This window comes from Mesobacillus jeotgali (assembly GCF_014856545.2).
Classification (GTDB): Bacteria; Bacillota; Bacilli; order Bacillales; family Cytobacillaceae; genus Mesobacillus.
In genome coordinates, this window is sequence record NZ_CP109811.1 from 1,964,584 (window position 1) to 1,991,162 (window position 26,579).

Consider the following 26,579-nt stretch of genomic DNA (forward strand, 5'->3'; position numbering starts at 1 on the left):
AATTTTATTACTAACCACGGTATCAATATCACGAAGCTTTCTGCTCAGCAAAAGAAGCATGCTGGGCGACTTTATTTCCTTTAAAAACATTGAATACTAGATTCAATACGATGGCGGTTAAACTGCCAGCGACAATCCCGTTGTCTGTCAGGATTCGGATGCTTGATGGCATTTGTGCGAATAATTCGGGCACAGTTGTCACACCAAGACCTATTCCGACTGAGCAGGCAATGATCAATAGATTCTCCTGTGATGAGAACTCTACAGCGCTAAGCATTTTGATTCCATAGGCGACAACCATTCCGAACATGGCTACCATTGCTCCTCCTAAGACAGGGGTAGGAATAATAGTAGTCAGGGCACCAATTTTTGGTACAAGCCCTAGCAATACAAGGAAAGCACCCGCAGTGTATATGACATTCTTTGTTTTGACTCCTGACAGCTGAAGAAGTCCAACGTTTTGTGAATAAGTGGTATAAGGAAAAGCATTAAAGAATGCTCCGAGGATAATTGCAAGACCCTCGGCACGATAGCCATTTGCAAGGTCTTTTTCTTCCAGCTTTTCTTCACAAATATCACTTAAAGCAAAGTATACTCCTGTTGATTCCACAAGACTGACCATCGCCACAAGGATCATTGTCAGGATCGCTGATACTTCAAATGTTGGCAAGCCAAAATAGAATGGGGCTGGCATATGAAACCATGAAGCCTCCCCAACAGCAGTGAAATTAACCATTCCCATAAAATAGGCAACAGTAGTTCCCGCGGCTAAACCTAACAAAATAGCTATGGCACGAACAAATCCTTTAAAGAAACGGAATAGCACAATAATGAACAGCAATGTGCCAAATGCCAATCCGATGTTTGTAAGAGAACCATAATCAGGACTGCCCTGTCCGCCTGCCATGTTATTCATCGCAACAGGAATTAAAGTGATACCGATGATTGTAACGACAGATCCAGTCACAACTGGAGGGAAGAACCTGACAAGCTTGCCAAAGTACTTTGAAATAACAACGACGAATATACCTGAAACAAGAATGGAACCGTAAATAGCTGAAATACCATATTGTCCGCCAATCGCGATCATTGGTCCTACGGCAGTGAAGGTACAGCCTAATACGACAGGAAGGCCGATTCCGAAGAATTTATTGCGCCATACCTGCAGGAGGGTTGCAATACCGCACATGAAAATATCAATCGATACTAGATAGGTCAATTGTTCACCTGTTAAACCGAGGGCTCCTCCCACAATCAGCGGAACAATCACCGCACCTGCGTACATCGCCAGAACATGCTGGATTCCTAATGAAGCTATTTTAAAAGGATTCTGTCTCATCGTGTCAATTCCGCCTTTCCTTCTACAGTGTGATCAAATCTGACGATACCTTCTTCAAGCGAACAAATAGTAGCCAATGATTCAACTCGATAGCCCTTATCTCTCAGAAGGGAGCCGCCATCCTGGAAACCTTTTTCAATCACAATGCCGATGCCGGCAATTGAGGCGTCTGCTTTGCTTGCTATTTCCGCAAGGCCAAATGCTGCTTGTCCGTTGGCAAGGAAATCGTCAATGATCAACACTCTATCGTTCTTTGATAGATACTGTTTTGAAACAGATATTTCGTTTGCTTCTTTCTTGGTAAAAGAATAGACAGATGCTGTAATCAAGTCATCTATGAGAGTCAAAGACTTTCTTTTCCTGGCAAACACTACTGGTACATTCATTTGAAGTCCAGCCATGACAGCAGGAGCAATCCCAGAAGATTCAATCGTCAGGATTTTGGTTACCCCGCAATCAGCAAATCGTTCAGCAAATTCCTTCCCGATTTCCTGCATCAGCTGCGGATCAATCTGGTGATTCAGGAATGAATCAACCTTCAGTACAGATGGTGACAGGACAGTTCCTTCGTTTTTAATTTTTTCAACAAGCAGTTCCATTGTATTCCTCCTCTTAAGATGAGGGCCTAAAAATACAAAAAAGCCCATAGCCTTGCATTCACATCATAAAATGAGTGAAGCAATGGCCTTGGGCTTACAATAAGCTGCCGGCAAACAGAGGAAGAGTAGAACCCTCTGCATTGCTCACTCATAGTCGGATCATTTACGGTAATCCGGTAGAAACTTGCAGGCCATATCCCCGCGATTATATGAGTGAATGTATGAATTTAAAATCATTATATCACTATTTTAATTTGTTTCAACAGGAAAACGCTGAAAAGACGAACAAATTGAAAATATTCAGACATAATATTCGTTTTTAAAACCTTTTCGTAAAAGGAATGTATAAAATAAAAAATCTTCCCCATTATACAAATATTTGATAAACTATTTAAGCATTTGAGGGGTTTGGGGGATATACATATGAGCGTATTCAAGGATTTATTATGGTACTTCAAGTCGGAGAAAAAGGCTTACTTGACAGGGATTTCTCTGCTGTTATTTGTAGCACTGCTCCAGCTTGTCCCGCCGCGCGTTATAGGAATAATAGTAGATGAGATTACCAATGGGACACTGACGGCAGGAAAACTAGGGAAATGGATTTTAGTTTTAGCCGCTTCAGGGCTGGCGATGTATTCACTAAGGTATTACTGGCGAATCATGATTTTTGGTTCAGCGGTAAAACTGGCCCGCCTATTAAGGAATCGGCTTTATGCTCATTTTACGAGCATGTCGCAGTCTTTCTACCAAAAGAGAAGGACAGGGGACCTGATGGCTCATGCCACAAATGACCTTTCAGCAATCCAGCAGACAGCAGGTGCCGGTGTCCTGACATTTGTTGACTCTGTGTCAACCGGCGGTTTCGTCATCATCGCGATGGCTGCGACAATCAGCTGGAAGCTGACATTGATCGCTTTGATTCCAATGCCATTTATGGCTTTGCTGACAAGCTGGTACGGGACAATGCTTCATAAAAGGTTCCATAAAGCCCAGGAAGCTTTTTCGGATTTAAACGATAAGACCCAGGAAAGCATTACGGGAATCAAGGTCATTAAAACATTTGGCCAGGAAAAAGAAGATATCGAGGATTTCCGTAAACAATCTGAGGATGTTGTGAAAAAGAACATTTCTGTCGCGAAGGTTGATGCTTTATTTGACCCGACGATTTCCATCATTGTCGGCATCTCATTCTTCTTATCGATTGCTTTTGGAGCCAGGTATGTATTGAACGGAGAACTGACAATTGGACAGCTGGTAGCTTTCACTTCCTATCTAGGCTTGCTGGTATGGCCGATGCTGGCGTTCGGGTGGTTTTTCAATATTGTGGAACGTGGAAGGGCGTCATATGACCGTGTTTCCGCCTTGCTTGATGAAAAAATCGACATCCAGGATAAACCAGATGCGCTGGATATTGTCCCGAATGGCGATATTAAATACAATATTGAGTCATTTACCTATCCTGGTGACCAGGAAGCTTTATTGAAGGATATTAAATTTGATTTAGGGAAAGGCCAGACGCTGGGAATCGTCGGAAAAACCGGTGCCGGAAAAACGAGTCTATTGAAGCTATTAATTCGTGAATTCGACCTTTCAGAAGGCAGCATCAGCATTGGCGGGAGAAGTATCCGGGACTATAAGATGGATCGATTGAGACAGGCGATCGGATACGTACCACAGGATCATTTCCTTTTCTCCGCGACTGTCATGGATAACATTGCATTCGCAAATCCTTCGGTTGATAAGGAAGTTATCTATAGTTCAGCCAGGGTGGCGAACATCCATGATGACATTCTCGAATTTACCGACGGCTACCAAACAGTTGTCGGGGAGCGGGGGGTTTCACTCTCCGGCGGCCAGAAGCAGAGAATCTCGATTGCCCGCGCATTGGTGATGAATCCTGAAATCCTGATCCTGGATGACTCCTTGTCGGCGGTCGATGCGAAGACCGAGGAACAGATTTTATCCGCATTGAAAGAAAATCGAAAAGACAAGACAACAATTATCACTGCACACCGATTGAGCGCCATCCACCATGCTGATCTGATCGTTGTCCTCGAGGATGGCCGGATTGCTGAACGCGGCACTCATGACCAGCTGATGGAGCATGACGGCTGGTACAAGGATATGTATTTGAGGCAGCAGCTTGAAGAGCTTGTCGAGCAGGGAGGGTGACCAATGGAAAAAACGCCTGTATTAAACGCAAAAGAGCAGCGTTCAGTGCTGTTCCGGCTTCTTGCATATGGAAAGCCGCATTTAAAAATGATTTTTATCGCATTCGGATTCCTTCTGCTCGCAACGGTAGGTGACGTGCTTGGTCCGATTTTGGTAAAAATCTTCATCGATGATTACTTGAGGGAAGGATACATGCCTTTCGAGCCATTGTTGATGCTAGGTGCTGCTTATATTGGGATTCAGATTCTCAATGTACTTGTTTCTTATTTTCAGCTTCTAAAGTTTCAGGAGATTGCGTTAAAAATCATCCAGCAAATGAGGATTGATGTATTTACAAAGGTCCAGCAGCTAGGACTGAAATATTTCGATAAAACGCCTGCCGGCTCGCTTGTGTCAAGAGTTACAAATGATACTGAGGCAATCAAGGATATGTTCGTCAGCGTCATTGCGACTTTCATCCAAAGCGGCTTCTTGCTGTTCGGGATCTTTGTCGCGATGTTCGTCCTGAATGTGAAGCTGGCATTATTCACGATGCTGATTTTACCATTCATCGTGTTTATCATGAGCTTGTATCGTAAACTGAGCTCAAGGTTTTATCAGGATATGCGTGAACGGCTGAGCCAGCTGAATGCGAAGCTTAGTGAATCATTACAGGGAATGTCGATTATCCAAATGTTCCGACAGGAAGAAAGATTGAAAAAAGAATTCGGCGAAATCAATGACAAGCACTTTGACGCTGGGATGAGAAACATCAAGGCAGATGGACTCCTGCTGCGCCCCGCGGTTGACCTTGTCTATATTTTAGCGTTAATTATCGTACTCAGCTTTTTTGGAATTACCTCTTTTGACAGCCCGATTGAGATCGGGGTGCTGTATGCATTCATCAATTATCTGGATCGCTTTTTCGAGCCGGTGAACAATATGATGATGCGACTTTCTATGTATCAGCAGGCAATAGTCGCTGCATCGCGAGTTTTCAAGCTGCTTGATGAAGATGAGCTTGCTCCGGGCCAGACTGGGACGGAAGCTGGCAAAATCAATGAAGGCAAAATTGAATTCAAGGATGTCAGCTTTTCATATGATGGCAAAAGGGATGTATTGAAAAATATCAGTTTCACCGTAAATCCTGGGGAAACTCTTGCCTTCGTCGGACACACCGGAAGCGGGAAAAGCTCAATCATCAATCTGCTGATGCGCTTTTATGAATTCGAGCGCGGAAATATTTTAATTGATGATCATTCGATCAAAAATTATCCAGTTAACGAGCTGCGAGATAAAATGGGACTAGTGCTTCAGGATCCGTTTTTGTTCTACGGAACAATCGGGGATAATATCAGGCTGCACAACAGCGATTTGACTGAAGAAGATATAAAGAGGGCAGCTGAATTTGTCCAGGCGGATTCTTTCATTGAAAAACTGGAGGATGGATATGCCCAAAAAGTGACAGAGCGAGGTTCAACATTTTCTAGCGGACAAAGGCAATTGATCGCCTTTGCGAGGACGATAGCGGCAAATCCGAAAATCCTTGTCCTCGATGAAGCGACTGCAAATATTGATACTGAAACCGAAGAGGCCATCCAGACGGCACTCGCCAAAATGCGCAAAGGCAGGACGACGATCGCCATTGCCCACAGGCTGTCGACTATCCAGGATGCAGACCAGATCATCGTCCTCCATCATGGAGAAATAGTTGAACGAGGCACACATCAGGAACTTCTTGCCCAACAGGGGCTTTACCACAAGATGTATCTCCTGCAGAATGGTTCAGTCGAACGGTTGGAAGATGTTGTTGGATAAATAATTATATTATGTAAAATGGCGATTACTAAATGGTAATCGTCATTATTTTTATATGCTATTGATTAAAATGAGAACTACCTTATGAGTTATCTGGTAATGTTACTTCGTGTTGTGTTGACTGGCAAATTTAGAGCACAACGCTCATTTTAATCATATCAGGGCAAGTGTGAAACTTTTCACCGTAAGAATCGTACTATTATTGATCATCCATTTAATTGAGGAAGAGGGAAAGAGATGGGATTAAAGAGTATGATAAAGAAGGAAATAAAAAAACAAGTGAAGAAGCAAATAACAAAGAAAGCTGGAAAGAGTGCAGGAAAAATAATCGGAAAAGTAATGAAAAAGTTTTAGGTTTGTCTGGGAAAAAAACATACAGCCGTGCTTACGATGAGCAGAGTTTTCTATAGTCCATCCAGGAGGGCCGATGCATTATTTACAGCTGCACAGTGTAGCCGCTTTATAAGAAGCGTATTGCACGTAGGCGCCATCCCTAAAATGAATAGCCCAGAACCAGCTTAAATAGACACAAAAATAAAACAGCTATAACGCTTACGGCGTTTTAGCTGTTTTTTAATGGGCTGCTATCTTTTTTATATAAACACGGTTATATTCATTTAATAGTTCATCAAGTTCCTGGCTATAGGTAATAGCTATGGTAGAATTCAGGCCGTTCTGCGAAGCGATTTGTATCAGCTCTTCTCGTTTCTTTTCAATGAGGGTGATCAGTTGCTCTTTAGACAATGTGAAAATCCTTTCTTGTTTTATCTCTCGGCAGTATATGAAACAAGCTTATGTAAAATCATTATAAATATAGTAATTATTACAAGTGCTATATTAGTATATAGCATATACTGCCAAATTTCAAAAGAAACATTTGTAAAATATTTTCCTGTTAAAAATATACACCATAGTTTAATACCCAGTTTTTAAAAAGGTAAACACCTTTTCTATAGAAATTAATAAATTGTTCACAGTTAAACTATAATAGTAGTATATGGTTTTGTTAGAATGGGACTAACGAATATGGACTGGAGATGGAATGATGACAGATATTAATATTTTCATTGCTATGGGAGCGGGATTCCTAAGCTTTATTTCTCCATGCTGCTTGCCGCTTTATCCCGCATTTTTGTCTTATATAACTGGAATGTCCGTGGGTGAACTGAAAGGCGAAAATGCGATGCTGCAAAAGCGCAGTCTGCTCCACACCTTATTTTTCCTGCTGGGCTTTTCGGTGATTTTTATTGCAATTGGGTTCGGAACTTCTTTCGTAGGCCAATTTTTCATGCAGTACCAGGATCTCATCCGTCAATTGGGTGCCATCTTTATAGTTGCCTTCGGATTAATGGTTATTGGTTTCTTTAAGCCTGAATTTTTAATGAAAGACAGGAAGATAGAATTCAAGAACCGTCCATCAGGTTATTTCGGGTCTTCATTGATCGGTATGGCTTTTGCAGCAGGCTGGACTCCATGTACTGGACCGATCCTTGCATCGGTCATTCTGCTTGCGAGCTCAAATCCTGGATCAGGTATGATTTATATGATCGCTTACACACTTGGATTTGCGATTCCATTTTTCATCCTATCTTTCTTTATCGGAAAAATGCAGTGGATCCGTAAGCATAATGTGAAAATTGTTAAAATTGGCGGCTATATCATGATCTTAGTCGGTATCATGCTGTTCTTCGACTGGATGACGAAGCTGATTTCGATTCTTTCTATGTTTTTTGGCGATTTTACAGGTTTTTAAAATGTGATAATTGGATGCGTTTAGCTCTGTAAAAATTTTTATGGAGTAATGCCGAAATCCGATTAAACCGTTAAAAACTTTGGGTTATTCAGGTACTTAATGACCAAAATTAGAATTATCTCATAAGGAACTTTTTCCAGCCGAGAATTTTGTCGGTGTCTTTACATTGAAAATAATGGTTAAATATAGTTATATAGTAATGAAGGAGAAATTTAACAAATTAATATATTTGTTGTGATTGTCGGGGAGGATACAGCAATGGCCAGAATTTTGATAGTTGACGACGCAAAATTTATGAGGATCACCTTAACCAATATTCTGAAGAAAGCAAATCACGAAATAGTAGGGGAAGCTGAAAACGGACGTGAAGCAGTCATGCTGTATCGTGAGCTAAAGCCCGACCTTGTGACAATGGATATTACAATGCCTGAAATGAGCGGACTGGATGCTGTAAAAGAAATCAAAAAAGATTTTAAAGATGCAAAAATTATCATGTGCTCTGCCATGGGTCAGCAGAAAATGGTAGTGGATGCCATCGAGGCAGGCGCGAAGGATTTTATCGTTAAACCATTCGATGATTCACAGGTAGTTGACTCCGTATCAAGAGTATTAAGATAAAAAACAGCCATTTAAGACTATCTTAAATGGCTTATTTTCATTATAATAATGTGGAAATCTATAATAAGGGATGAAATTAAGAATGAATTATGTTTTGGCGTCAACAGTTGGAGCAGTTGGCATGGCCATCTTTGTGACTTTCATGAGAATGAAGGCCGCCAAAAAACCAGCATCTGCCAAGAAAATTATCTTACCGCCAATCTTCATGAGCACCGGTGCGCTCATGTTCATCTTCCCAATGTTCCGGGTAAATTCTTTACAGATTATTGAGGCACTTACAGTGGGAATGTTATTTTCGATACTTCTTATAAAGACCTCTAAATTTGAAGTGCGGGGTCGGGAAATCTTTCTAAAAAGATCCAAGGCGTTTGCCTTCATTTTGATCGGTCTGTTGATCGTACGTGTAATTGCTAAGCTTGTGCTAAGCAGCTCATTCGATGTAGGTGAACTGGGCGGCATGTTCTGGATTCTCGCTTTTGGGATGATCGTTCCGTGGCGAGTCGCGATGTATTTGCAGTTTAAAAAGCTTCACAATGCAGTGAATAGTAGTAAGAATGTGAATTAATCAGAAAACCTTTGCCAAGCAGCAAAGGTTTTTTTGTTATTTCGCTTAGTGTTGGAAATTTTGGATATAAATGTATTTTATTGAATGGTATGATGGAGTTAATTGAATTATTAAAAAGTGAAAAATTAGATTTTCTTGGAGTTGTTTTCGAGGGGGAGATAAAGTGCTGCATATCCAGGCTGTTTTTATAGACCGTGATGGAACCCTTGGGGGAAGTGACAAAGTGATTTATCCAGGGGATTTTAAGTTATTCCCGGGTGTCAAGGAATCAATTAAGCTATTAAAAAACAATAATATTTTAGTTTATTCTTTTACGAACCAACCAGGGATCGCGAATGGAGAAGCTGCTGTTGCCCAGTTTGAGGAAGAGTTGAAATACTCTGGTTTGGATAAGGCATACATTTGTCCTCATAGCCATGAGGAAAGCTGCACTTGCAGGAAACCTTCGCCCGGCATGCTGAAAAGAGCTGCGTTTGAAAATAATCTGGAATTAAATCGTTGTGCTGTGATAGGTGATAGATGGACGGACATGCTGGCTGCCGATGAAGCTGGCAGCATCAAGATATTGGTCAAAACAGGCAGCGGCCAGGAAGCCTATGATAAATACATAAACAAACAGTATTATGGCCGATGGGGAGAAATCCAGCCGGACTTTATTGCCAGTGATTTGAATGAGGCAATACACTGGCTTATGGGGAAGGAAGGAATAAAGAAATGACGGTCATTATAGCCATTCTTTTATTTGCATTTATGGTCGATTTTACAAAGCTCAGGAAGCAAAATGAGAAAATGATTGAACAGAACGATCAAATCATATCTCTGCTTGAGGAGATCGCGAAAAGAGGTTGAGCCAGGTAAGAAGGATCAGGGATAACGGAAATAATAGGGAGAACATCGAAGTCTAAATTTTGAGGAATTGCGCGATATTCTCGAATAATTGGAGGAGCATTCATGTTAAATAAACAAGGTTTTGATTTATGGGCAGATGGCTATGACAAAACAGTACAGGTAAGTGAAGAAAATGGAGTATATCCCTTTGCAGGTTATCGAGCCATCTTGAATAAAATTTTCAATGAAGTTATGGAAAAGGAAAATGCGAGAGTTCTGGATATCGGTTTTGGTACAGGGGTTCTGACAGCCAAGCTGTATGAAAATAGGTGATTGATAGTGAAAAAAGGAGTCATCAGGCCACTGGCTATTTGTCTATTAAAAAAAGGTGAGTCGATACTGGCAGCAGAAGGTTATGATTTGGTGAAGAAGGATTACTACTACCGGCCGATTGGCGGTGGAATTGAATACGGTGAAAAAAGCTTGGACGCACTTAAAAGAGAAGTGTATGAAGAAATTTCTGCCGAGATTAAGAATATAAACTACCTCGGAACAATTGAAAATATTTTTACCTATAACGGTGAATTAGGCCATGAGATTGTGGTCGTTTATGAGGCGGAGTTCAAGGATGAAGCTTTCTATCATTTGGATACTTTTACAGGGAAGGAAGATGACGGATCTGTTTTTTCGTTAAAGTGGATTCCTGTAAGTGAGTTTGGACCTAATAAGTTGAGATTGGTTCCTGATGGGTTGCTGGATTTAATCTGCTAAGGAGTGGAAGAGGTGGTAAAAGTGGATGTGTATACTGAAACTGAAAGACTGGTTTTACGCCCATTTAAGCGAGATGATTATCATAATTGGTATAAGCAGTTTGATAACCGATTGCCATCTCAATACAGGCATGACGATGGACGCCCATCCAATTTGGATGTATACACGGAAGATTGGTTTGCCGAGTGGGTAAGCAATTTTGACCAGTCAGCGAAGGAAGATAAAAGGTATAACCTTGGAGTTTTTCGAAAAGAAGATGGTGTGAATGTTGGAAAAATAGAACTGATGACCATTATGAGAATGGATTATCAATGGGCAATGATGGGTTACTCGATCCATAATCAATTCTGGAAAAAAGGCTATGGGATCGAAAGTGTTGTTGCTGCGAGGGAACTATTTTTCAATAGACTCGATTTCCATAGAATTGAATTGCATATTCACGTAGACAACCTTCCGTCGATCAACTTGGCCAAAAAAGCAGGTTTCATTTATGAATGTGTTAGAAAGGACTTTTCCCTGGAAAATGACCGCTGGACGGACTTTTGTATTTATTATCAGAACCGAAGCTAGGAAGGTGAATTAATTGAACAAGGTGAGTCAAATTGCCCCAATGGACCTTTACCAGCATAGAGGTGACTTAGATTCTTTTCTCTTAAAAAATCTAAGTCCACTTGTAAATGAAAATACGTGGATGAAAGAGTGGAAACAAATTGCGGAACGGTTTCAGTTGTTTAAATTCAAAGAACTCACAGAAGGGGAGGCTGAGGCTTACTCCTGGGATGCCAAAAGGGTAAATGAAATCATTGATGAAACAATAAACAATGCTCGTAACCATCTTTCTTTTGATGAGGTAACAGTGACTGTTTTTCCAGCGATACCATTCCCATGGCACAAGAAACTTCCTCAATCAATGTGGACAAATGGATTTACCAACGGTCCAAACAACATCCAGATTGCAGTCCTGCCTGAACCAGACGAAGACTTTCTTAGCTATATGATTGCCCACGAACTCCATCATGCCATACCATGTAATCCTATCTATGACCTTACTCTCGATACTTTTTCCCTGGCCGAATGGTTTAAGATGGAAGGGGGCGCGGAATTTTTCAGCTTAAGCCTTTACCCCGATAAGCGTTGGTGGAAGGATGAATTCACCTCAGAAGTGGAGTTGAATTATTGGAGGGAAGCGAAAAGCGTATATGATTCTACCGATGGTAAGACCAAAAACCTTTTTACTTTTGGCAATCCGAAGCAGGGAATTCCATATATGGCTGGCTATGCATTCGCCTATCATCTTTTCCTGGCTTTCGCGGAGGTTTATCCTGATAAAACGTTTGAGGATTTACTACTCATAAAACCTGAGTCTTTCCTTGAAAACTATCAGGAAAATGGATTGGAGAAAATGTAGTGTGTATTAGAAGGCGAGAGGCAGCAACCTATAGACAGGCTGCTGCCTTCATTTTTTCAAGTGCGAAGAAGTTCTTCCTTCCAAAGCCGTTCACAAGCGACTAATTCAAAGTGGTCGTTAATTAAGAGCTTATAAATATCTGGTTTGGTGGTTTGTTTCCAGAACTCGAAGTCATATTTTTTGTCAAAATAGTTCATCGTGCAGGCCATAATATTACCATGAATACCTATTGCGATTTTCTGGCCTTTATACTTCTTTACGGCATTCCTTAACCCATCAATTCCTCGTTGCTGCACTTCAAGATTGGTTTCTCCTCCAGGAAATTTGTATGCAGGGTTTGAGAAGACTTTTTGCATGGCTTCCACTGGATTTTCAAAATGATGATTTCTGTCAGCTAGATCCCGTTCTCTAAAACGGGGAACTAACTCAATTTCCAGATTCAGCAGATTTGCCAGTCCTTCGACCGTTTGTCTTGCTCTGACATATGAACTTGAAATGATTTGATTGATATTTTCCTGTAAAAGAATTTGAGTGATTTTCTCTGCATCTCTCCAGCCTTTTTCGGAAAGCTCCCGTGTCTCCTCATTCTCCAGGGAGAAGACAGAATGAGCGTGTCTTACGAAATATACTTCTGTAATCATCTTTTAAACCTCTATACTTTCAACTTCATAGCTTCTAATACTTTAGCAACGTGAAGATCATCCTTCACCGATTCAAGTGAATGCCATTTCACTTCTTTTAATGTTTGTTTGTCGCCAAGTTCAGGGTCGTGGCCGAGCGAGGCTTCTTTGTCGTTTAATGGTCGCACTAAAAAACACCTTTCCTCCCCACCGCTGTATCGACCAGTAAAAAGATAGTCAACTACTTCAACATCCAGATTCACTTCTTCTTTCACTTCCCGAATGACTGCGTCTTCATAGGTTTCTCCTGCTTCAAGACCTCCGCCAGGAAGTGTCCAGAAAGAACCGTCCGAATAGACATGTTTTGTCATAAGTATATAATTGTTTTTAATGATGGCAGCAAAAGCTCTCGGTCTAGTCAAAAAAATCACGCACCTCACTACTAATATTATAGAAATTTTACTATATTTTAACATGTTAACAGAATCTATTGGACATTTAGAATGTGGATATCGATGAAAATGTCCGATAGAAAGACTCTATCGGCCAAACGCAAGGCGGAATCTAAGAAAAGTGTCCGATAGAAGGGCTCTATCGGCCAAATGAAAGGCGGAAGCCGAGAAAAGTGTCCGATAGAGGGGCTCTATCGGCCAAACACAAGGCGGAAACTCAGAAAAGTGTCCGATAGAAGGGCTCTATCGGTCAAACGGAAGGTGGAAACCTAGAAAAATGTCCGATAGAAGGGGTCTATCGGCCAAACGGAAGGCGGAAACCGAGAAAAGTGTACGATAGAAGGTCTCTATCGGCAAAACAGAAGGTGGGAACTCTAAAGATTCCCACAAAAGGGGGCAGGGCAAATGGTCAATTCAATAAACCATTCTGATACAGCGATTATCGGTGCTGGTATCGGGGGACTATCCGCGGCGATTGCCTTGCAGCAGCTGGGCCTTAAGGTGAAGGTTCTTGAGAGAGCTTCGGAACTAAAGGAGATGGGTGCAGGTATTGTATTGTCTGCCAACGCAATCAAGGTTTTGGAAAAACTCGGGTTAGCGGATCAGGTGCGCCAGGCTGGCTCGCCAGTGAAAAAGGCGGAAATTAGGACTCCTGATGGACAACTTATTGTAGAAATGCCGGTCCACATGCAGGCAGAACGATATGGAACGTTCAGCTATTTACTATACCGTCCTGATTTACAAAGAATTTTATATGAAAAATTAGATCCTAATACAGTAGTGCTTGGAAAAAAGTTTTTACGACTGGAACAGGATCCTGAAAAAATCACAAGCTTTTTTGAGAATGGAGAAATACTAAATTCAGGCCTTCTCATTGGAGCGGATGGGGTACATTCTCGAGTAAGGCAGTATATTATGGAGGAGTCAAAGCTGCGCTATTCAGGCTTCACTGCTGTCAGAGGAATTTCAAAATATGAAGATGCCCGTTTTCCGGCCGAACTGGGTGGAGGATTCGAAGCGTGGGGTAACGGAAAGAGATTTGGTTTTTCACATTTAGGAAATGGCCGCGTGTTTTGGTTCGCTGCGATCAACACGCCTCAAGGGTCACTTGTTAAGGTTGAAAATAAAAGACATCTCGCTTTACAGCAATTCAAAGGTTGGTGGGGACCAATTGCAGATGTCATTGATTCTACCAAAGAGGAGAACATCCTTGTTCATGAAATTTTTGATCGCAAGCCGCTGAAAAAATGGCATAAAGGAAGAGTGACTCTGTTGGGAGATGCAGCCCATCCCATGCTGCCGAACCTGGGGCAAGGCGGAGCCCAGGCGATGGAGGATGCATTAATTCTCGCACGCTATCTCAAGGAATATCCTCAAGAAGTTGAGGAAGCATACAGTCTATTTGAGCAAGAGAGAATACCACGCGTTACAAGAATTATTAAAGACTCAAGAATGATGGCTAGAATGATGCAACTTGAAAACCCGGCGGCGATGATGGTCAGAAATCAAATTATTAGGCATGTTCCAGATAAACTTAAAATTAACAGACTGGATTGGATACTTGGATACAAAGCTTAATAAGAGCTGCTTTCGAGCAGCCTTTTTTATATTTATTGATAATAATTATTATTAATGAATTTATTAACAAGTCTGATTTTCTTATGAATAAACATCTGACGATGAATACTATTCTCAATTAAAATTTATTTTCTCAATTACTCTTGATTTTCAACTCTTGATTGGTGTGTTATTAGATTATAATAATTCTAATCTAGAGGATGATGTTTATGAGCGCTTCTCAGGAGCAGTATGTAAATCATAATAAAAACAAAAAGTTATTCATTTGGGCAGCGGGGCTAACGATTTCCTTTGCTCTAATTGAAATCGTTTATGGATTCATATCAGGGTCGCTAATGATTATCGGTGATGGTGTCCATATGAGTTCTGACGCTATATCGCTGATTCTCTCCCTTGTTGCCGCAATCATGTCCACTAAGGCAGCTACAAAAAAGAGGACCTTTGGCTACAAGCGTTTTGAACCGATTGCTGCTTTTATCAACGGGCTTACGCTAATTCTGATTCCGCTTTACATCATGTATGAGGCGGTCAATCGAATGATCAGACCTGTGGAAATCATTCCGGAACAAATGATTACGGTCGGAATCATTGGACTTTTGATTAACGCACTTGTTGGCTATATATTGTCAAAGGGCGATGCGAACCTGAATATGAGAAGCGCGATTTTACATGTATTTGCTGACATGATCACCAGTCTCAGTGCGGTAATTGTTGCACTCGCCATTATGTTCTTTGACCTGGTCTGGCTGGACCCGGTTGGCAGTATCGTTACTTCTTTCATTATTATTCGTGGAGGAATCTCGATCACGAAGGAATCCTTTAACATCTTGATGGAAGGAACGCCTGAAGGATATTCAGTCGATGAGATTAAGAAGTCCATACAAAGGATGAACGGGGAGCTTAATGTTCAGGACGTTAAAGTATGGTGTGTAAATGAAGCGGAAGTTTATACAATGATTCGCGTAAAGACTACTGGTGGCATGATTAAAAATATGCAGAAAATGATTAAAGATCTGGTATCTGGATCGACGAAAATCCCAGTTGAAAATATATTTGTCGATGTAAATTGAATCGTGCATTTAGCGCGATTCTATTTTATTTCAAACCTTTGATGCGAACTCGCCGAAACCAGGTTCAAAAGTACGCCTATTACTAAAAGAAGGAAAATACAGTGTTAATGTAGAAAACTTTTATGAAAAGTGGGGGGATAAACAATGGAGACGAAACATGTCCGCACATCCGGGGCTTATACTATGTATAATGGATTATTTCCTTTTCAGGTGGGACCAACAAGAAAAGGGGACAAGCTTGGCGTGGTCAGGCTTGGTGGTCATCGTGAAAAAGAAGAAAGTGCCCAGGAGACAGCAATACGCGAAGTTCTCGAAGAATCTTCCATGGAAATCAAGCTTGTAACCTCCCCGATCACTTTTTTTAAAAGAGAATGGAATGACACAGCTATTAAAATACAATCAAAAGAGGAAGTTGCTCCAATCTTGATAAAAGGCTCAGATCCAACTGCTTCAACAGCAATGTATCTGGCCTGTTCAAACATGGCTCCAGTACCTTCTTCCGAGACAATTGGGCTTCTGCTGTTATCACGAGAGGACATCTCAATTATATGTAAGCAGAGAATCACGCTGGAACAGTTTATTGAACAGGGAGGCAAGGCTATGTTTAGCCAGAAGATAAATTTTGAACTTCCCCTTGAACCTTTCCCCCAGCTGCTCTTTTTAGCTGAATTATTTGAGAAAGAAGCAAGCTTAATGGACCAGGTTATTTCACAGCTGGAGCCTGGCTTAGATAAATGATATTACACGAGAAAGTATATGAAGGAGGCGGATGGAGTGATTTTTGAAATGACATACCAGGTGCGGGTTTCTGATTTCAATGAAGGCTTAAAATGGTATAAATCTCTGTTGAAAAAAGAACCTGATTTTACACCGCATGATGGTTTTGCCGAGTGGGAATTGATACCCGGCTGCTGGCTGCAGGTAGCAGAGGGAACGCCATCTGATGGAAGCGGCCCTTTGCGTTTGGGTGTTAAGTCAATTGAAGACGAAAGATCCAGATTGATCAATGAAATAAATATCGAATCATTTGAGATTTTTTCGAGAGAAGAAGTTCCAGTAAAATGGGCAACATTTTCCGATCCTTGGGGAAATTCGATTGGATTTTTCGAGTACATAGAAGAAAAGGAAATGAATGAGAGAAAAAATGTCATCCTCGGAAAAAATGGTTGAAATGCCCCCAACAAAATATATTGAAATCGGTTTCGGAAATACCTGGTTTGCCAGAACAGAATTTGAAATGGAGAACGGGGATGAATATGAGGAAAAGGGGATTAAGGGCCCTGTGTATTTTCATTCAGCTTATATAAGAATCTGGTTCTGGAAGTCAGTGATCATTATCGATTCCAGGGAAGGCATAAAAACGATGGCGAAGAACGATAAGAAATTTAAATTTATTTTCGGTATAGTGAGTAAGCAGTGAGGTTTGTCCAATAAGTGAGCACGTAATCTCCAGATTTTATATCTGAAGATTAGTACCGTACATTCATCTGAAAAATCCCCTTGAATTTCTCCTTCCAGTGTTATAAAGGAGATCGGATGTTAAAAAAACACCTACAGGCGGTATAACTCCTGTGTTGATTGGCGGGCCAGTCAGCACTGTATCAGTGGTAGCAATCCAGCTTCCCGATTCACCGGCTTGCAGAGATGGTGGTTTCATCAGAAACTTGCCGCTTAACACCAAATGGCGAACATTGATACCTGCATCATCATAAATCATCAATTGGCCAGCAAATGAAGCATAAGGTGAATCGAACCTGATGGATTGCGAATTTTCATCCCAGGTTCCCTGGATTGGGATGGGGTTCCCCCGAAAATTAGCGGTTCCAGTCAAGGTGCTCCCTGAGAGGGAATTGATTGTGATTGTCCCTCTGACAATCGGCTTCCCGGCAATCTCCGCGTCAATCCCCCAGAGTGAAGGAACCGGCAAACTTTGGGCCACATTCTGTCTATTGTGCAACTTGATCTCTCCTTATTTTATAAGTAAAGGGTTTCAGCCTATTAAAGAGTATATGCAGCAATCATTTAAATGGGGAATGGGCAAGCATGGTTAGGAGGTTGAGCACTTGAAAATAGATTATGAAGTATATAGCTGCATTCCTGAAAAGGGTATTTTAGAAGGTATTTTAGATGTGCACAGAATTATATTCGATACAACTGATGGCTTTATAGAAAAAATGCAGAGTAAGCCTCATCTTCTGTTCAGTGTTGCTTTTGAAGGCTCCAAAGTGATTGGTTACAAAATAGGATATGAACTGACCAATGAAAAGTTTTACAGCTGGCTTTGGGGAGTACACCCGGATTATCGCCATTTAGGTGTCGCTTCTAAGTTAATGAACATTCAACATCGCTATTTGGAAAAACAAGGCTACAAAACCGTTCAAACTAAGACACTGAATAAATGGCGCAGTATGTTAATTTTAAACATCAAAAGCGGTTTTGACATAACAAATACATATATCGACCGGTACGGGATTCTGAAGATTGTGTTGGAAAAGGAATTAACTAAGGGGAGAAGAGATGAGATGAGCGATCACATCAACTATAAACTATGGACTGTGTGTATGATTCAAAATGGAGACAAAGTTTTACTGATCGACCGGCAGCATGATCATTTCAAAGGCTATATTCCTCCAGGCGGTAAAGTCGATTTTCCGGAAAGCATCATGGAAAGTGCTGTTAGAGAGGTAAAAGAGGAAACTGGTTTAGATGTGTGGAATTTGAAATACAAAGGGTTATACGAATATGTGAACACTAAGGCATTGGATCGATATATGATTTTCAACTATATAACCAGTGATTTTAAGGGTGAACTGCTGGAGAACGGGCCGGAAGGAAGAGTTGTTTGGGTTAACATTGAAGAGGCATATCACCTCCCTATGCAGGAATCCATCAGAAGAAGGTTTCCATTGTTTTTTCAAGAGGGAACATTCGAGATCCAGGTTACATGGGATCAAGAAGAAAACAAAGAGGGCAATGTTGCGATTAAAAGTACATAAATGATTACTGGTTTTCACTTTAGGAGAGTTCTATATGTCAATTGTAGAAAAAGGAATCGTTTCTTTGGTCTTTTACAAGCCAGAATATAAAGCGTTGCTGTCGAATTACAGTTTGTCTGAAGAGCAGCAAAGGTATACAGCACTTCCGGTCGACGCACTGCAAAAATGCGAGTCTGAGCCAGACAGACACCCAATTGTCATATTGTTTGGCCGTCAGCCTGCAGGATTCTTTGTCCTCCATGGATGGGAGGGTGTTAAAGCTTTTAGCAAAAATAAAGAAGCGATCCTATTACGTGCATACTCAATAAATGCAGAGTATCAGGGGAGAGGTATTGCTTCACAATCCATACAGCTATTGAGCCCCTTTGTAAAAAAGCACTTTCCAAAGGTAAATGAGGTCATATTGGCTGTAAATCATGCGAATGTAGTTGCACAAAATGTTTATAAGAAGGGCGGCTTCGTGGACAAGGGCATTACTGCATTGGGAAGAGAGGGAGAAATGTTTATATATCATCTTGAGATTTAAATTGACATTTAAAAAATGGGGGGAATTAAGCATGCCAGAAGTAAAGCGGTTATCAGAAAAGAAGTTGGTGGGGTTCCGGGTGTTGTGTCCCGGGGACCAGTATATCGTCGAGATTCCGAAAGCTTCAAAGCTGTTGAGTGAACGAACGGGTGAAATTGCGAATACGGTGAACCCAGGTTTTCAGTATGGAGCTTTTGTAGTCGAACATCGTGCAAATGAGGAAGATGGATATTGGGTATGTGTTGAAGTATCAGAAATTGAAGAGATACCCGAAGGCATGGTTGGTCTAACCATACCTGGTCAAATGTACGCTATTTTTAGACACAAAGGAACGAACAATGGAATCAGGGAGGCGTATACCGAGCTTCATCAATGGATCGAAATGAATGGCTACCGGAGAACTCCGGAAAAATGGCATCTGGAAGCATTTTATAAATGGTCTGATCCTGACAATTTAGATGTGGAACTCATGGATACGGTTGCCTTTGAAGTGTAAAAAATGGAAGTTTTTGAAACCTAATTTCTTCCTCAATCGTAGATAGATAACACATATAGATGAATACAGGGGGAAGGTTATTATGATGGTGGAAGCGCAAGGGGATTGGATGTTTACTGTTGTCCCGATCTTTATGGGAGCAATCTTTATTTTAGTCATTGGAATCATTATTTTTACGATCATTAAAAGCATAGGTACCTGGAGTAAAAACAATCAGTCACCACGTTTGAATTCTAACGCTCAGGTAGTGACGAAAAGAACGAGCGTGCGCGGCGGGGGAGAAACGAATGCCCGCAGCCTATACTATGTGACGTTTGAATTCGATAGTGGAGACCGGCTGGAGCTGCAGGTGAACGGCCAGGAATATGGGCAGGTGGTTGAGGGGGATTATGGAGAACTGAGTTTTCAGGGAACTCGTTATTTAGGTTTTACAAGACATCGTTAAGGGGAGAGTTCAAAAGACCAAATCATATCATGATTTGGTCTTTTTATGTGCTAATCGACGGAAAGGTCATCCCTGTTGATCATACGGATGGTTGAAATGATGGCTCGGCAAACTAACATTTTAATGGCTAAGCTGATAAAGGAGTGCTGCCAGCTCCATCCCTTTTTCCAGGTGATTAAATCTGTCTTCTTGGCAGCAAAGGTTTCGACTAATACTTGCGGGATGAGGAACGGGAAAAGTTTTAAGATAATACCCAGCGGCTTGCTATTGAGTGTCCATTGATTGTAATAAAGAAGCATTAAAGGATAATGTACATAGTCAAAAGGTAAATGGATTTTGAAATTATTTTTGAATGGCCTGATATCATATTTCAGATAGCCTTTTGAGACAAGATATCGATCTGCCCATGAGTTTCCGATGATACTGACTAAATAAACGATCACCCAATCCTTGAATGAACGTTTTACAATTGCAAAGGGCAATAGGAAAATGCCAATAATGGTTAAAATATATAAAAACCCTACGGATAAATTCTTTTGTTTTTTTCGCAAGAGTACCACCTCATCATTAAAATGTTACATTGGGGATAATTTATGTATGGCAATTCTTTTCTATAAAAATCGGGCTAAAGGGAATAATGCATTTAAAAGAGTACAAAGAAGGTGAGACCTTGCCGAAAAAATCCGCAGATCAAATAGATGAAAAAGAGAATGAACAGCAAGAAAAGGTGCCCCAGCAGGCAGAACCAAAAGATGAAGCGGAAAAATTAAATCATATGTTGGCAGCTGTGCTTAACTATATATCCGATGATGAAGTCGAAGTTATCGATATTGAATATTTGCTCAACAATACAGAAGGGCTCCGGGAGTGGTGGGACCAATACCGAGAAAGAAACAGAAAAGAAATTGAAGAAGATATCTCAAAGGCACTTGGCGGACTATCCATTGAGGAGTTAGAAGATCTCAGGGAGAAAATAAAGGGAAAAGACAAAGAGTGAAAAAAGGACCGACAAGCACTCCCAAGTTAGGGAGTGCTTTATATATTTTCGCAAGTTCATTTGAGGAAAATATAGACAAATAAGAAGGTGAATTCCAGAAAGTAGAGAATTTTAATACAGAGGTGATGAGAATGATAAACCAATTAATCAGGGTAGGAACAATTTATATTCCAGTGGAGGATCCAAAGGAATCGTCGAATTGGTATAGAGATATGCTTAAGGCTAAATTGAATTACTTAGATGAAGACAAGGCAATCATGGGTTTGGCTGATATCAGTCTGTTTTTGGTGAAGTCTCCGGGGCAGAGTTCAAACTTTACGGACATTAATGGAGAGGAAAGGTTCATTCTTACCTATGAAGTGGATGGTCTTGAGGCCCTTAAAACATTACATAATGATTTAACGGAACGTGGGATTAGAGTCGGTGAGATTGAAAACAGAGGCCATGCAGGCAGGAATTTTGTTTTTAGTGACCTTGATGGAAACAAATTCGACGTATGGAGTGAGTTGAGCCCACAGTTTAAAGAAAGGCTTGTGAAGGAGGCAACATGAAACTTGTTTTGATTTTTGGGCCGCAGGCTGTCGGTAAAATGACGGTAGGGCATGAACTTGAAAAGATAACAGAACTAAAGCTTTTTCATAACCATATGACAATTGATCTGGTTAATCCCTTTTTTGACTACGGGACAAAAGAGGGGAAGCGTTTAGTCGGGCTTTTTCGTCAGGAAATCTTTAAGGCGATGGCCAAAAGCGATCAATATGGCTTGATTTTCACGTATGTCTGGGCATTTGATATGAAGGAAGACAGGGATTATGTAGATCAAGTATGCCAGCTATTCGAGTCAGAGGGCGGAACAGTGTATTTTGTTGAATTGGAAGCGGATTTAGATGAAAGACTGAAGCGGAATAAAAGTCCGCATCGGCTCCAGCATAAGCCATCAAAACGAAACCTGACATGGTCGGAGCAAGACCTGGTTCAGTCGATGGACCAATACCGCCTGAATTCAAATGCAGGTGAGATTGAAAGAGAGAATTATATACGAATAAATAATACTCACTTAAGCGCGACAGAAGTTGCCCAGCAGATTAAGGAGTATTTTGGTTTGTAAGTCTACAGCATTCTTGTTTGCTGGATGGTAAATGTGATGGGGGAACAAATATGGAGATGGAAATGAGGAATAGTCAGGAATTCTTTAAGGATTTTCTAGGTGAGATAAAAGAGATTGTTAAGCTTCCTGATCAAGGCTGCACTTCTGAAGTTAGCGGGATCGTCACTGGAGACGGCACTTACCTTTTGAAAAGTGCTTTTAAGGAAAAATATCGAGAGTGGCTAAAGTCCGAGGCGGAGATTCTTGAGAGTTTGTCTTTACAGAGATCAATACCAGTGCCCAGATATTATGGATTCATGGAAGATGAGCATGCAAGTCATTTGCTGATGTCGTTTGAGAAAGGAATAACTCTGACTGCAGCATTAAAAAATGCCGAATCAAGCTGGGAAAAACAGAGACTATTCCGCAGTTTTGGCCAGTTTATTATGCAGCTTCATGAACAAGAACCTGTCTTCAAAACAGATTTTGACTGGCTTGAAACCCAGCTGAAAAGAGCACGTATATATGCTGAATCAGGTCAAGCCGATGGCAGCTTGCAATTATTGGATCAGTTGATCGTTAATAAACCCAATTATGTAAAACAAACCATGATCCACGGAGATTCCACAACTGATAATGTGCTGTTGATTGATGGAGAAGTGCGGATGTTCATTGACGTAGCTGGTATGACACTTGGCGATCCACGTTATGATGAAGCATTGGCTATTCGGAAGATAAGAAACAACCCTGAATTGTTGGCTGCATTTTATGAAGGATATACTCGTTACAGAGTAACGGAAGAAGAATTCCGATATTTTGAAGAAGGTTTATATGAATTTTTTTAGGAGGCTATATTATGTGCCAGGTTGTAAAAAAGGAATTTAAAGTGATTGGCGAGAAACATACAGGGCTCTACAAAGATTTTGCAGAGTTAGTCCCCAAGGCCGCCAATCAATTTTTAGAAAGAGCATCAAATCTAGCGGGAACTGAGGTTACCGTGTACGAGCCCAAAGTAAGTGAGAGCCATAATGAGGGAACTTTCTATGTCGGAGTATTGGTAAATGCTGAGTTTGATACCTTACCCGAAGGAGCTGAAATTCTCGATATTCAGCACTCATATGGAATGATTAGAGGAAAAGGAACAGAGATGGGCAGTTTATATTCAACGCTGGATCAATGGATTGATGAACAGGGCTATGCGCGTGATACTTTGGAAAATTTCATTTTAGAAACTTATCATCCAGTGGAAAATGACGTGGAGAAAGTAGAAATATATATTCCTATTAAAGACTAAGACAATCTTTTATGTTTATGGTAATATATCAAAGATTTGTCTTTCTTTAGAAAGTGGAGGGGATAGGATGGAGTTCAGAGGTGCCTCTGTTTATGACGAAGGGGAATTTTACGAGAGTTATATGAAGCGGAGAAACAGGCCGGAAAGTCCAAACAATATCATTGAAAAGCCTATTTTGCTCGAGATGATTGGAAATGTAACTGGAAAAAGGGTTCTGGATTTAGGATGCGGTGATGCGAAAATTGGGGTTGAACTATTACAACAAGGCGGAACCTCTTACCTAGGTGTGGAAGGCTCTGAAAATATGACTCTGGCTGCAACACAAAATCTGGAAGGAACTACGGGACAGGTTCTGCATTCTTCAATGGAAGAATGGCAGCCACAGCCAGAGCAATACGATCTTGTTCTTTCACGTTTTGCTCTCCATTATGTAGCTGATTTATCGAGCGTCTTTAAAAAGGTTCATGACTCACTGTTGCTTGGCGGGAAGTTTATCTTCAGCGTTCAGCATCCTGTTCTTACCTCCTCGGCGAAAAGTGCAGAAGGCTCGTGCAGGAGAAGTGATTGGGTTGTGGATGACTATTTTAACCAGGGCGAACGGGTCGAACCGTGGATCGGAAAAAAGGTGATTAAATACCACCGGACGGTCGAGGAGTATTTCCAGCTTTTATTGGCTGCCGGTTTCATGGTGGAGGATTTAAGGGAGGGCACCCCGCGTCCGGAGAACTTCTCCAACCGGGAAGAGTACGAGCGAAGAATGAGAATTCCACTGGTATTGATCATCTCCGGTACGAAGCGAGGAGAATGACAGCAGATGGAAATTCGACCAGCAATACTAGAGGATGTTAAGGAAATATTGACTATATTAAATGCTGCGTCATTGGCTTTACTTGATAAAGGGATCAACCAGTGGCCCTATCCCTGGGATGAGGACACGCTTTTGGAGCAGCTTGGATTTTTGCATGTAGGAACAGTGGCTGGCAAAGTTATTGCGACATTTGGTATTAAAGATTTGAAGGGTTGGCATGTTGGGAAGAGCGGAAAGTATCTGTATCAAATTGCCATCCAACCTGAGTATCAGGGTAAGGGATATGGTTCGGTGATTACAGGCTGGGCATGCGAATATGCCCGGAGACTAGTTGAAGAGCTGTATCTGGATTGTTGGGCAGGAAATACGAAATTAAAAGACTTTTACAGTGAAAATGGCTTCGAATTTGTCGGCGATTTTCCAGAAGAGGATTATTACATAAGCGTTTTTAAATGTAAGCAGGAGGGATAGTATGGAAGCTATTTTTAAAGAAATTGTCCATATTATGCAAAATGACTACGCCGGATGGAAGGACAAGAAAGGCTGGGACCGGCCTGAGCATTTTTTTGGGAAGATTCAGTCTGATAATTTTGCCAGTGTTATTAGAGAATACTTACTTGATTTCAGAGATAACCATATCTATTTTACAGAATTGAATACTGAGAAAAATGTCGCCAATGATAGAGGGTTTAAGGTAAGGCGGTATGAGGACAAGCTTTATGTCACCGAGGTCGGTGCAGAAGAGCGGCTTGAAAAAGGAACTGCCTTTACAGCCATTGGCGGGTGGTCGATTCCGGAGCTTAGGGAGCGGCATGCGAGGCTTTTGAATGAGAGCCATGCCGAACGGGAGAAATGGGCGCCAATTCTCGCGCTTTATGAGTATGGTGAAACGGATGCCGGGCAGGAGATTCGGTTCCGTTTTTATCCAAAGAGTGAGTATCAGCCGGTTTATTCTGTAGAACCTTTAGACGATAAGACTCTGTTGCTGACGATGACGGACTTTGAGGATCCGGATTCGATTATAGAGATGATCGAGGAGCATAAAGACCACCTTGAGTCTATGGAAAACTGGATAATTGATGTGAGAGTGAACTATGGCGGAGGTGACGCGAGTTATTTTAACCTTTTGCCATATTTAATGCCAGAAGAAGGTGTAGATCTGGCAGATCCGGATGAAAAAATGCTCTTTAATTGTACCGTGGCCAACGCAGAAAGGCAGCTTGCGATGGTAGATGAGCAGATGAAAGGCGTTCGGGATGAACAGACATTGGTTTTCCTGAAGGCATGGCAGCGGGAGTGGGAGCGGAATAGCGGTAAGGGTTTTGTTGAATTTGATTTTAGTGAATTTATTCCTGATACTTTTGTTAAGGGGAAGTCTGTGCCAAAGTCGATTATTGTGATGACGGATGTTTATTGTGGCAGTGCCGGGGACTCGTTTATCGAGAACTGTAAGAGATCCAGTAAAATTACCGTAATTGGGAGGCCCACGGCAGGGCTGAACGATTATGCGAACCTGGCAATCCAGCGTTGGGAAGAGGGCTATGAACTATGGTATCCGACCTCGCGCTTGTCCAGGATTGATCATGGTCGCGGCATGACAGGAGTAGGGATTGAACCTCATATTTATATTCCATGGTCACCAAGGCATCTGGAAGAAGATGTAGACCTGGCTGCAGCGTTGAAACTGGTATCCTCTAACTTAACTACATATTAACAGAAAATACGGTAAAAAGTTTACAAAATAGCCGTATTTCTTTTAATCCAGCTTTACAATACTGTGTTAAAGTATAAATGTAAGGTACTCTCAATATAAGGAGTGTTGGCGATGGTTTACAAAGTCATCATAAATTTCTTATTGGTATGTGCCCACTTCTATCTGCTTTAACAATTGTTTATAATGTCTTAACAAATTACGGCAATGAACTTTATTTTACTCTATTAAAATAAATACTAGGCAGGATAGCAAGTGTGGCTATCACAGCAACCGGCGAAGGTGGGGCCGGTTGTTTTTTTGTGTGTTTTTGAATTGATCGGTGGTCTTTACAGTTATGACCGCTACTGGAAACCTCTATCGGACAAACAGAGGCCATAAACGAAGAAAAGTGTCCGATAGAAGGGCTCTATCGGCCAAACGGATGGGATGAAGCGGAAAAAGTGTCCGATAGAAGAGCTCTATCGGACAAACGGGAGGGATGAAGCGAGAAAAGTGTCCGATAGAAAGGCTCTATCGGACAAACGGAAAGCGCGAAGCAAGCAAAGTGTCCGATAGAAAGGCTCTATCGGACAAACGGAAGGCGCGAAGCAAGAAAAGTGTCCGATAGAAGGGCTCTATCGGACAAACGGAAGGGATGAAGAAAGGA

At 41.3% G+C, this 26,579-nt stretch carries 35 protein-coding genes, 1 pseudogene and 1 riboswitch; of the genes and pseudogenes, 29 read left to right on the top strand and 7 right to left on the bottom strand.

The genetic code is table 11. From position 1 onward, the window contains the following. Positions 1-28: 28 nt before the first annotated feature. Both FOF60_RS09745 and FOF60_RS09750 read right to left on the bottom strand, forming a co-directional pair. A complete protein-coding gene (locus tag FOF60_RS09745) occupies positions 29-1,339 on the bottom strand; it encodes a nucleobase:cation symporter-2 family protein (RefSeq protein ID WP_192471302.1) in 1,311 nt (436 codons plus the stop codon). After that, a complete protein-coding gene (locus FOF60_RS09750) occupies positions 1,336-1,938 on the bottom strand; it encodes a xanthine phosphoribosyltransferase (protein WP_192471303.1) in 603 nt (200 codons plus the stop codon). Before FOF60_RS09750 ends, FOF60_RS09745 begins: the two co-directional genes overlap by 4 nt. 131 nt (positions 1,939-2,069) lie before the next feature. Then, positions 2,070-2,171, bottom strand: a riboswitch (purine riboswitch). Positions 2,172-2,361: 190 nt separating this feature from the next. Here FOF60_RS09750 and FOF60_RS09755 point away from each other — a divergent pair. Then, positions 2,362-4,110, top strand: coding sequence for an ABC transporter ATP-binding protein (locus FOF60_RS09755; RefSeq protein ID WP_192471304.1), 1,749 nt, complete (start codon positions 2,362-2,364; stop codon positions 4,108-4,110). A gap of 3 nt (positions 4,111-4,113) precedes the next feature. Continuing rightward, complete coding sequence (locus FOF60_RS09760; protein ID WP_192471305.1) at positions 4,114-5,907, top strand: ABC transporter ATP-binding protein; 1,794 nt, start codon at positions 4,114-4,116, stop codon at positions 5,905-5,907. A 573-nt stretch (positions 5,908-6,480) separates the two neighbouring features. Here FOF60_RS09760 and FOF60_RS09765 read toward each other — a convergent pair. Then, positions 6,481-6,651: an aspartyl-phosphate phosphatase Spo0E family protein gene (locus FOF60_RS09765; protein WP_192471306.1), complete on the bottom strand. Its 171-nt coding sequence runs from the start codon at positions 6,649-6,651 to the stop codon at positions 6,481-6,483. A gap of 301 nt (positions 6,652-6,952) precedes the next feature. Between FOF60_RS09765 and FOF60_RS09770 the strand changes: the two genes are divergently transcribed. The 9 genes from FOF60_RS09770 (at position 6,953) to FOF60_RS09810 (ending at position 11,850) form a co-directional block, all read left to right on the top strand. Further along, positions 6,953-7,660 (top strand): cytochrome c biogenesis CcdA family protein, encoded by a 708-nt coding sequence (locus tag FOF60_RS09770; RefSeq protein WP_192471409.1) that lies wholly within the window; start codon positions 6,953-6,955, stop codon positions 7,658-7,660. Positions 7,661-7,918: 258 nt separating this feature from the next. Further along, entirely contained in the window at positions 7,919-8,278 is a 360-nt protein-coding gene (locus FOF60_RS09775) for a response regulator (protein ID WP_192471307.1), read from the top strand. 82 nt (positions 8,279-8,360) lie between these two features. Further along, complete coding sequence (locus FOF60_RS09780) at positions 8,361-8,843, top strand: CcdC family protein (protein WP_192471308.1); 483 nt, start codon at positions 8,361-8,363, stop codon at positions 8,841-8,843. A gap of 163 nt (positions 8,844-9,006) precedes the next feature. After that, positions 9,007-9,561 (top strand): HAD-IIIA family hydrolase, encoded by a 555-nt coding sequence (locus FOF60_RS09785; protein WP_192471309.1) that lies wholly within the window; start codon positions 9,007-9,009, stop codon positions 9,559-9,561. Then, a complete protein-coding gene (locus FOF60_RS09790; protein ID WP_264647663.1) occupies positions 9,558-9,692 on the top strand; it encodes a hypothetical protein in 135 nt (44 codons plus the stop codon). The genes FOF60_RS09785 and FOF60_RS09790 overlap by 4 nt, the downstream gene beginning before the upstream one ends. 102 nt (positions 9,693-9,794) lie before the next feature. Then, a complete protein-coding gene (locus FOF60_RS09795; protein ID WP_225650043.1) occupies positions 9,795-10,004 on the top strand; it encodes a class I SAM-dependent methyltransferase in 210 nt (69 codons plus the stop codon). Positions 10,005-10,010: 6 nt separating this feature from the next. Beyond that, positions 10,011-10,442, top strand: coding sequence for an NUDIX hydrolase (locus FOF60_RS09800; protein WP_192471310.1), 432 nt, complete (start codon positions 10,011-10,013; stop codon positions 10,440-10,442). Positions 10,443-10,454: 12 nt separating this feature from the next. Beyond that, entirely contained in the window at positions 10,455-11,012 is a 558-nt protein-coding gene (locus FOF60_RS09805) for a GNAT family N-acetyltransferase (RefSeq protein ID WP_192471311.1), read from the top strand. Between the two features lie 22 nt (positions 11,013-11,034). Next, positions 11,035-11,850: a DUF2268 domain-containing protein gene (locus tag FOF60_RS09810; protein ID WP_264647697.1), complete on the top strand. Its 816-nt coding sequence runs from the start codon at positions 11,035-11,037 to the stop codon at positions 11,848-11,850. Positions 11,851-11,906: 56 nt separating this feature from the next. Here FOF60_RS09810 and FOF60_RS09815 read toward each other — a convergent pair whose 3' ends face one another. Next, positions 11,907-12,491, bottom strand: coding sequence for a histidine phosphatase family protein (locus FOF60_RS09815; RefSeq protein WP_192471313.1), 585 nt, complete (start codon positions 12,489-12,491; stop codon positions 11,907-11,909). An 11-nt stretch (positions 12,492-12,502) separates the two neighbouring features. After that, positions 12,503-12,892, bottom strand: a complete 390-nt coding sequence (locus FOF60_RS09820) for an NUDIX domain-containing protein (RefSeq protein ID WP_192471314.1) — start codon at positions 12,890-12,892, stop codon at positions 12,503-12,505. 435 nt (positions 12,893-13,327) lie between these two features. Here FOF60_RS09820 and FOF60_RS09825 point away from each other — a divergent pair, with 435 nt between their 5' ends. From FOF60_RS09825 to FOF60_RS09845, 5 genes are all read left to right on the top strand, one after another. Then, positions 13,328-14,500: an FAD-dependent monooxygenase gene (locus FOF60_RS09825; RefSeq protein ID WP_192471315.1), complete on the top strand. Its 1,173-nt coding sequence runs from the start codon at positions 13,328-13,330 to the stop codon at positions 14,498-14,500. A gap of 209 nt (positions 14,501-14,709) precedes the next feature. Further along, positions 14,710-15,570: a cation diffusion facilitator family transporter gene (locus FOF60_RS09830; RefSeq protein ID WP_192471316.1), complete on the top strand. Its 861-nt coding sequence runs from the start codon at positions 14,710-14,712 to the stop codon at positions 15,568-15,570. Between the two features lie 144 nt (positions 15,571-15,714). Continuing rightward, positions 15,715-16,308: an NUDIX hydrolase gene (locus FOF60_RS09835; RefSeq protein WP_192471317.1), complete on the top strand. Its 594-nt coding sequence runs from the start codon at positions 15,715-15,717 to the stop codon at positions 16,306-16,308. Between the two features lie 36 nt (positions 16,309-16,344). Then, entirely contained in the window at positions 16,345-16,740 is a 396-nt protein-coding gene (locus FOF60_RS09840; RefSeq protein WP_192471318.1) for a VOC family protein, read from the top strand. After that, positions 16,715-16,990 (top strand): DUF3977 family protein, encoded by a 276-nt coding sequence (locus FOF60_RS09845; protein ID WP_225650044.1) that lies wholly within the window; start codon positions 16,715-16,717, stop codon positions 16,988-16,990. Before FOF60_RS09840 ends, FOF60_RS09845 begins: the two co-directional genes overlap by 26 nt. A gap of 63 nt (positions 16,991-17,053) precedes the next feature. Here the strand turns inward: FOF60_RS09845 and FOF60_RS09850 are convergent, their stop codons facing one another. Continuing rightward, positions 17,054-17,527 (bottom strand): hypothetical protein, encoded by a 474-nt coding sequence (locus FOF60_RS09850; RefSeq protein WP_192471319.1) that lies wholly within the window; start codon positions 17,525-17,527, stop codon positions 17,054-17,056. 217 nt (positions 17,528-17,744) lie between these two features. Between FOF60_RS09850 and FOF60_RS09855 the strand changes: the two are divergent. The 5 genes and pseudogenes from FOF60_RS09855 to FOF60_RS09875 all read left to right on the top strand — a co-directional run. Then, a pseudogene (locus FOF60_RS09855) lies at positions 17,745-17,942 on the top strand (GNAT family N-acetyltransferase); the annotation flags it as partial. A 150-nt stretch (positions 17,943-18,092) separates the two neighbouring features. Then, the gene (locus FOF60_RS09860) at positions 18,093-18,566 is read left to right on the top strand and encodes an 8-oxo-dGTP diphosphatase (protein ID WP_192471411.1); all 474 of its coding nucleotides are present in this window, start codon (positions 18,093-18,095) and stop codon (positions 18,564-18,566) included. 34 nt (positions 18,567-18,600) lie between these two features. After that, positions 18,601-19,092, top strand: coding sequence for a GNAT family N-acetyltransferase (locus FOF60_RS09865; RefSeq protein WP_192471320.1), 492 nt, complete (start codon positions 18,601-18,603; stop codon positions 19,090-19,092). Between the two features lie 31 nt (positions 19,093-19,123). Continuing rightward, a complete protein-coding gene (locus FOF60_RS09870; RefSeq protein ID WP_192471321.1) occupies positions 19,124-19,588 on the top strand; it encodes a GyrI-like domain-containing protein in 465 nt (154 codons plus the stop codon). A gap of 82 nt (positions 19,589-19,670) precedes the next feature. Next, complete coding sequence (locus FOF60_RS09875) at positions 19,671-20,033, top strand: DUF2500 domain-containing protein (protein ID WP_192471322.1); 363 nt, start codon at positions 19,671-19,673, stop codon at positions 20,031-20,033. 50 nt (positions 20,034-20,083) lie between these two features. Here the strand turns inward: FOF60_RS09875 and FOF60_RS09880 are convergent, their stop codons facing one another. Beyond that, entirely contained in the window at positions 20,084-20,584 is a 501-nt protein-coding gene (locus FOF60_RS09880) for a CBO0543 family protein (protein WP_192471323.1), read from the bottom strand. A gap of 119 nt (positions 20,585-20,703) precedes the next feature. On the opposite strand from FOF60_RS09880, the gene FOF60_RS09885 reads away from it, so the two are divergent. The 8 genes from FOF60_RS09885 to FOF60_RS09920 all read left to right on the top strand — a co-directional run bounded on the left by FOF60_RS09885 (position 20,704) and on the right by FOF60_RS09920 (position 25,933). Continuing rightward, positions 20,704-21,030 carry a hypothetical protein gene (locus FOF60_RS09885; RefSeq protein WP_225650045.1) on the top strand — a complete coding sequence of 109 codons (327 nt, stop codon included), beginning with the start codon at positions 20,704-20,706 and terminating at the stop codon, positions 21,028-21,030. Between the two features lie 131 nt (positions 21,031-21,161). After that, the gene (locus tag FOF60_RS09890) at positions 21,162-21,581 is read left to right on the top strand and encodes a VOC family protein (protein ID WP_192471325.1); all 420 of its coding nucleotides are present in this window, start codon (positions 21,162-21,164) and stop codon (positions 21,579-21,581) included. Continuing rightward, a complete protein-coding gene (locus tag FOF60_RS09895) occupies positions 21,578-22,138 on the top strand; it encodes an AAA family ATPase (RefSeq protein WP_192471326.1) in 561 nt (186 codons plus the stop codon). The genes FOF60_RS09890 and FOF60_RS09895 overlap by 4 nt, the downstream gene beginning before the upstream one ends. 50 nt (positions 22,139-22,188) lie before the next feature. Further along, positions 22,189-22,962, top strand: coding sequence for a phosphotransferase (locus tag FOF60_RS09900; RefSeq protein WP_192471327.1), 774 nt, complete (start codon positions 22,189-22,191; stop codon positions 22,960-22,962). A gap of 11 nt (positions 22,963-22,973) precedes the next feature. Next, positions 22,974-23,411, top strand: a complete 438-nt coding sequence (locus tag FOF60_RS09905) for a GyrI-like domain-containing protein (RefSeq protein WP_192471328.1) — start codon at positions 22,974-22,976, stop codon at positions 23,409-23,411. Between the two features lie 67 nt (positions 23,412-23,478). Next, positions 23,479-24,219 (top strand): class I SAM-dependent DNA methyltransferase, encoded by a 741-nt coding sequence (locus FOF60_RS09910; RefSeq protein ID WP_192471329.1) that lies wholly within the window; start codon positions 23,479-23,481, stop codon positions 24,217-24,219. Positions 24,220-24,225: 6 nt separating this feature from the next. Then, positions 24,226-24,690, top strand: coding sequence for a GNAT family N-acetyltransferase (locus tag FOF60_RS09915; RefSeq protein WP_192471330.1), 465 nt, complete (start codon positions 24,226-24,228; stop codon positions 24,688-24,690). Position 24,691: 1 nt separating this feature from the next. Then, a complete protein-coding gene (locus tag FOF60_RS09920) occupies positions 24,692-25,933 on the top strand; it encodes a S41 family peptidase (protein ID WP_192471331.1) in 1,242 nt (413 codons plus the stop codon). Positions 25,934-26,579 lie beyond the last annotated feature (646 nt).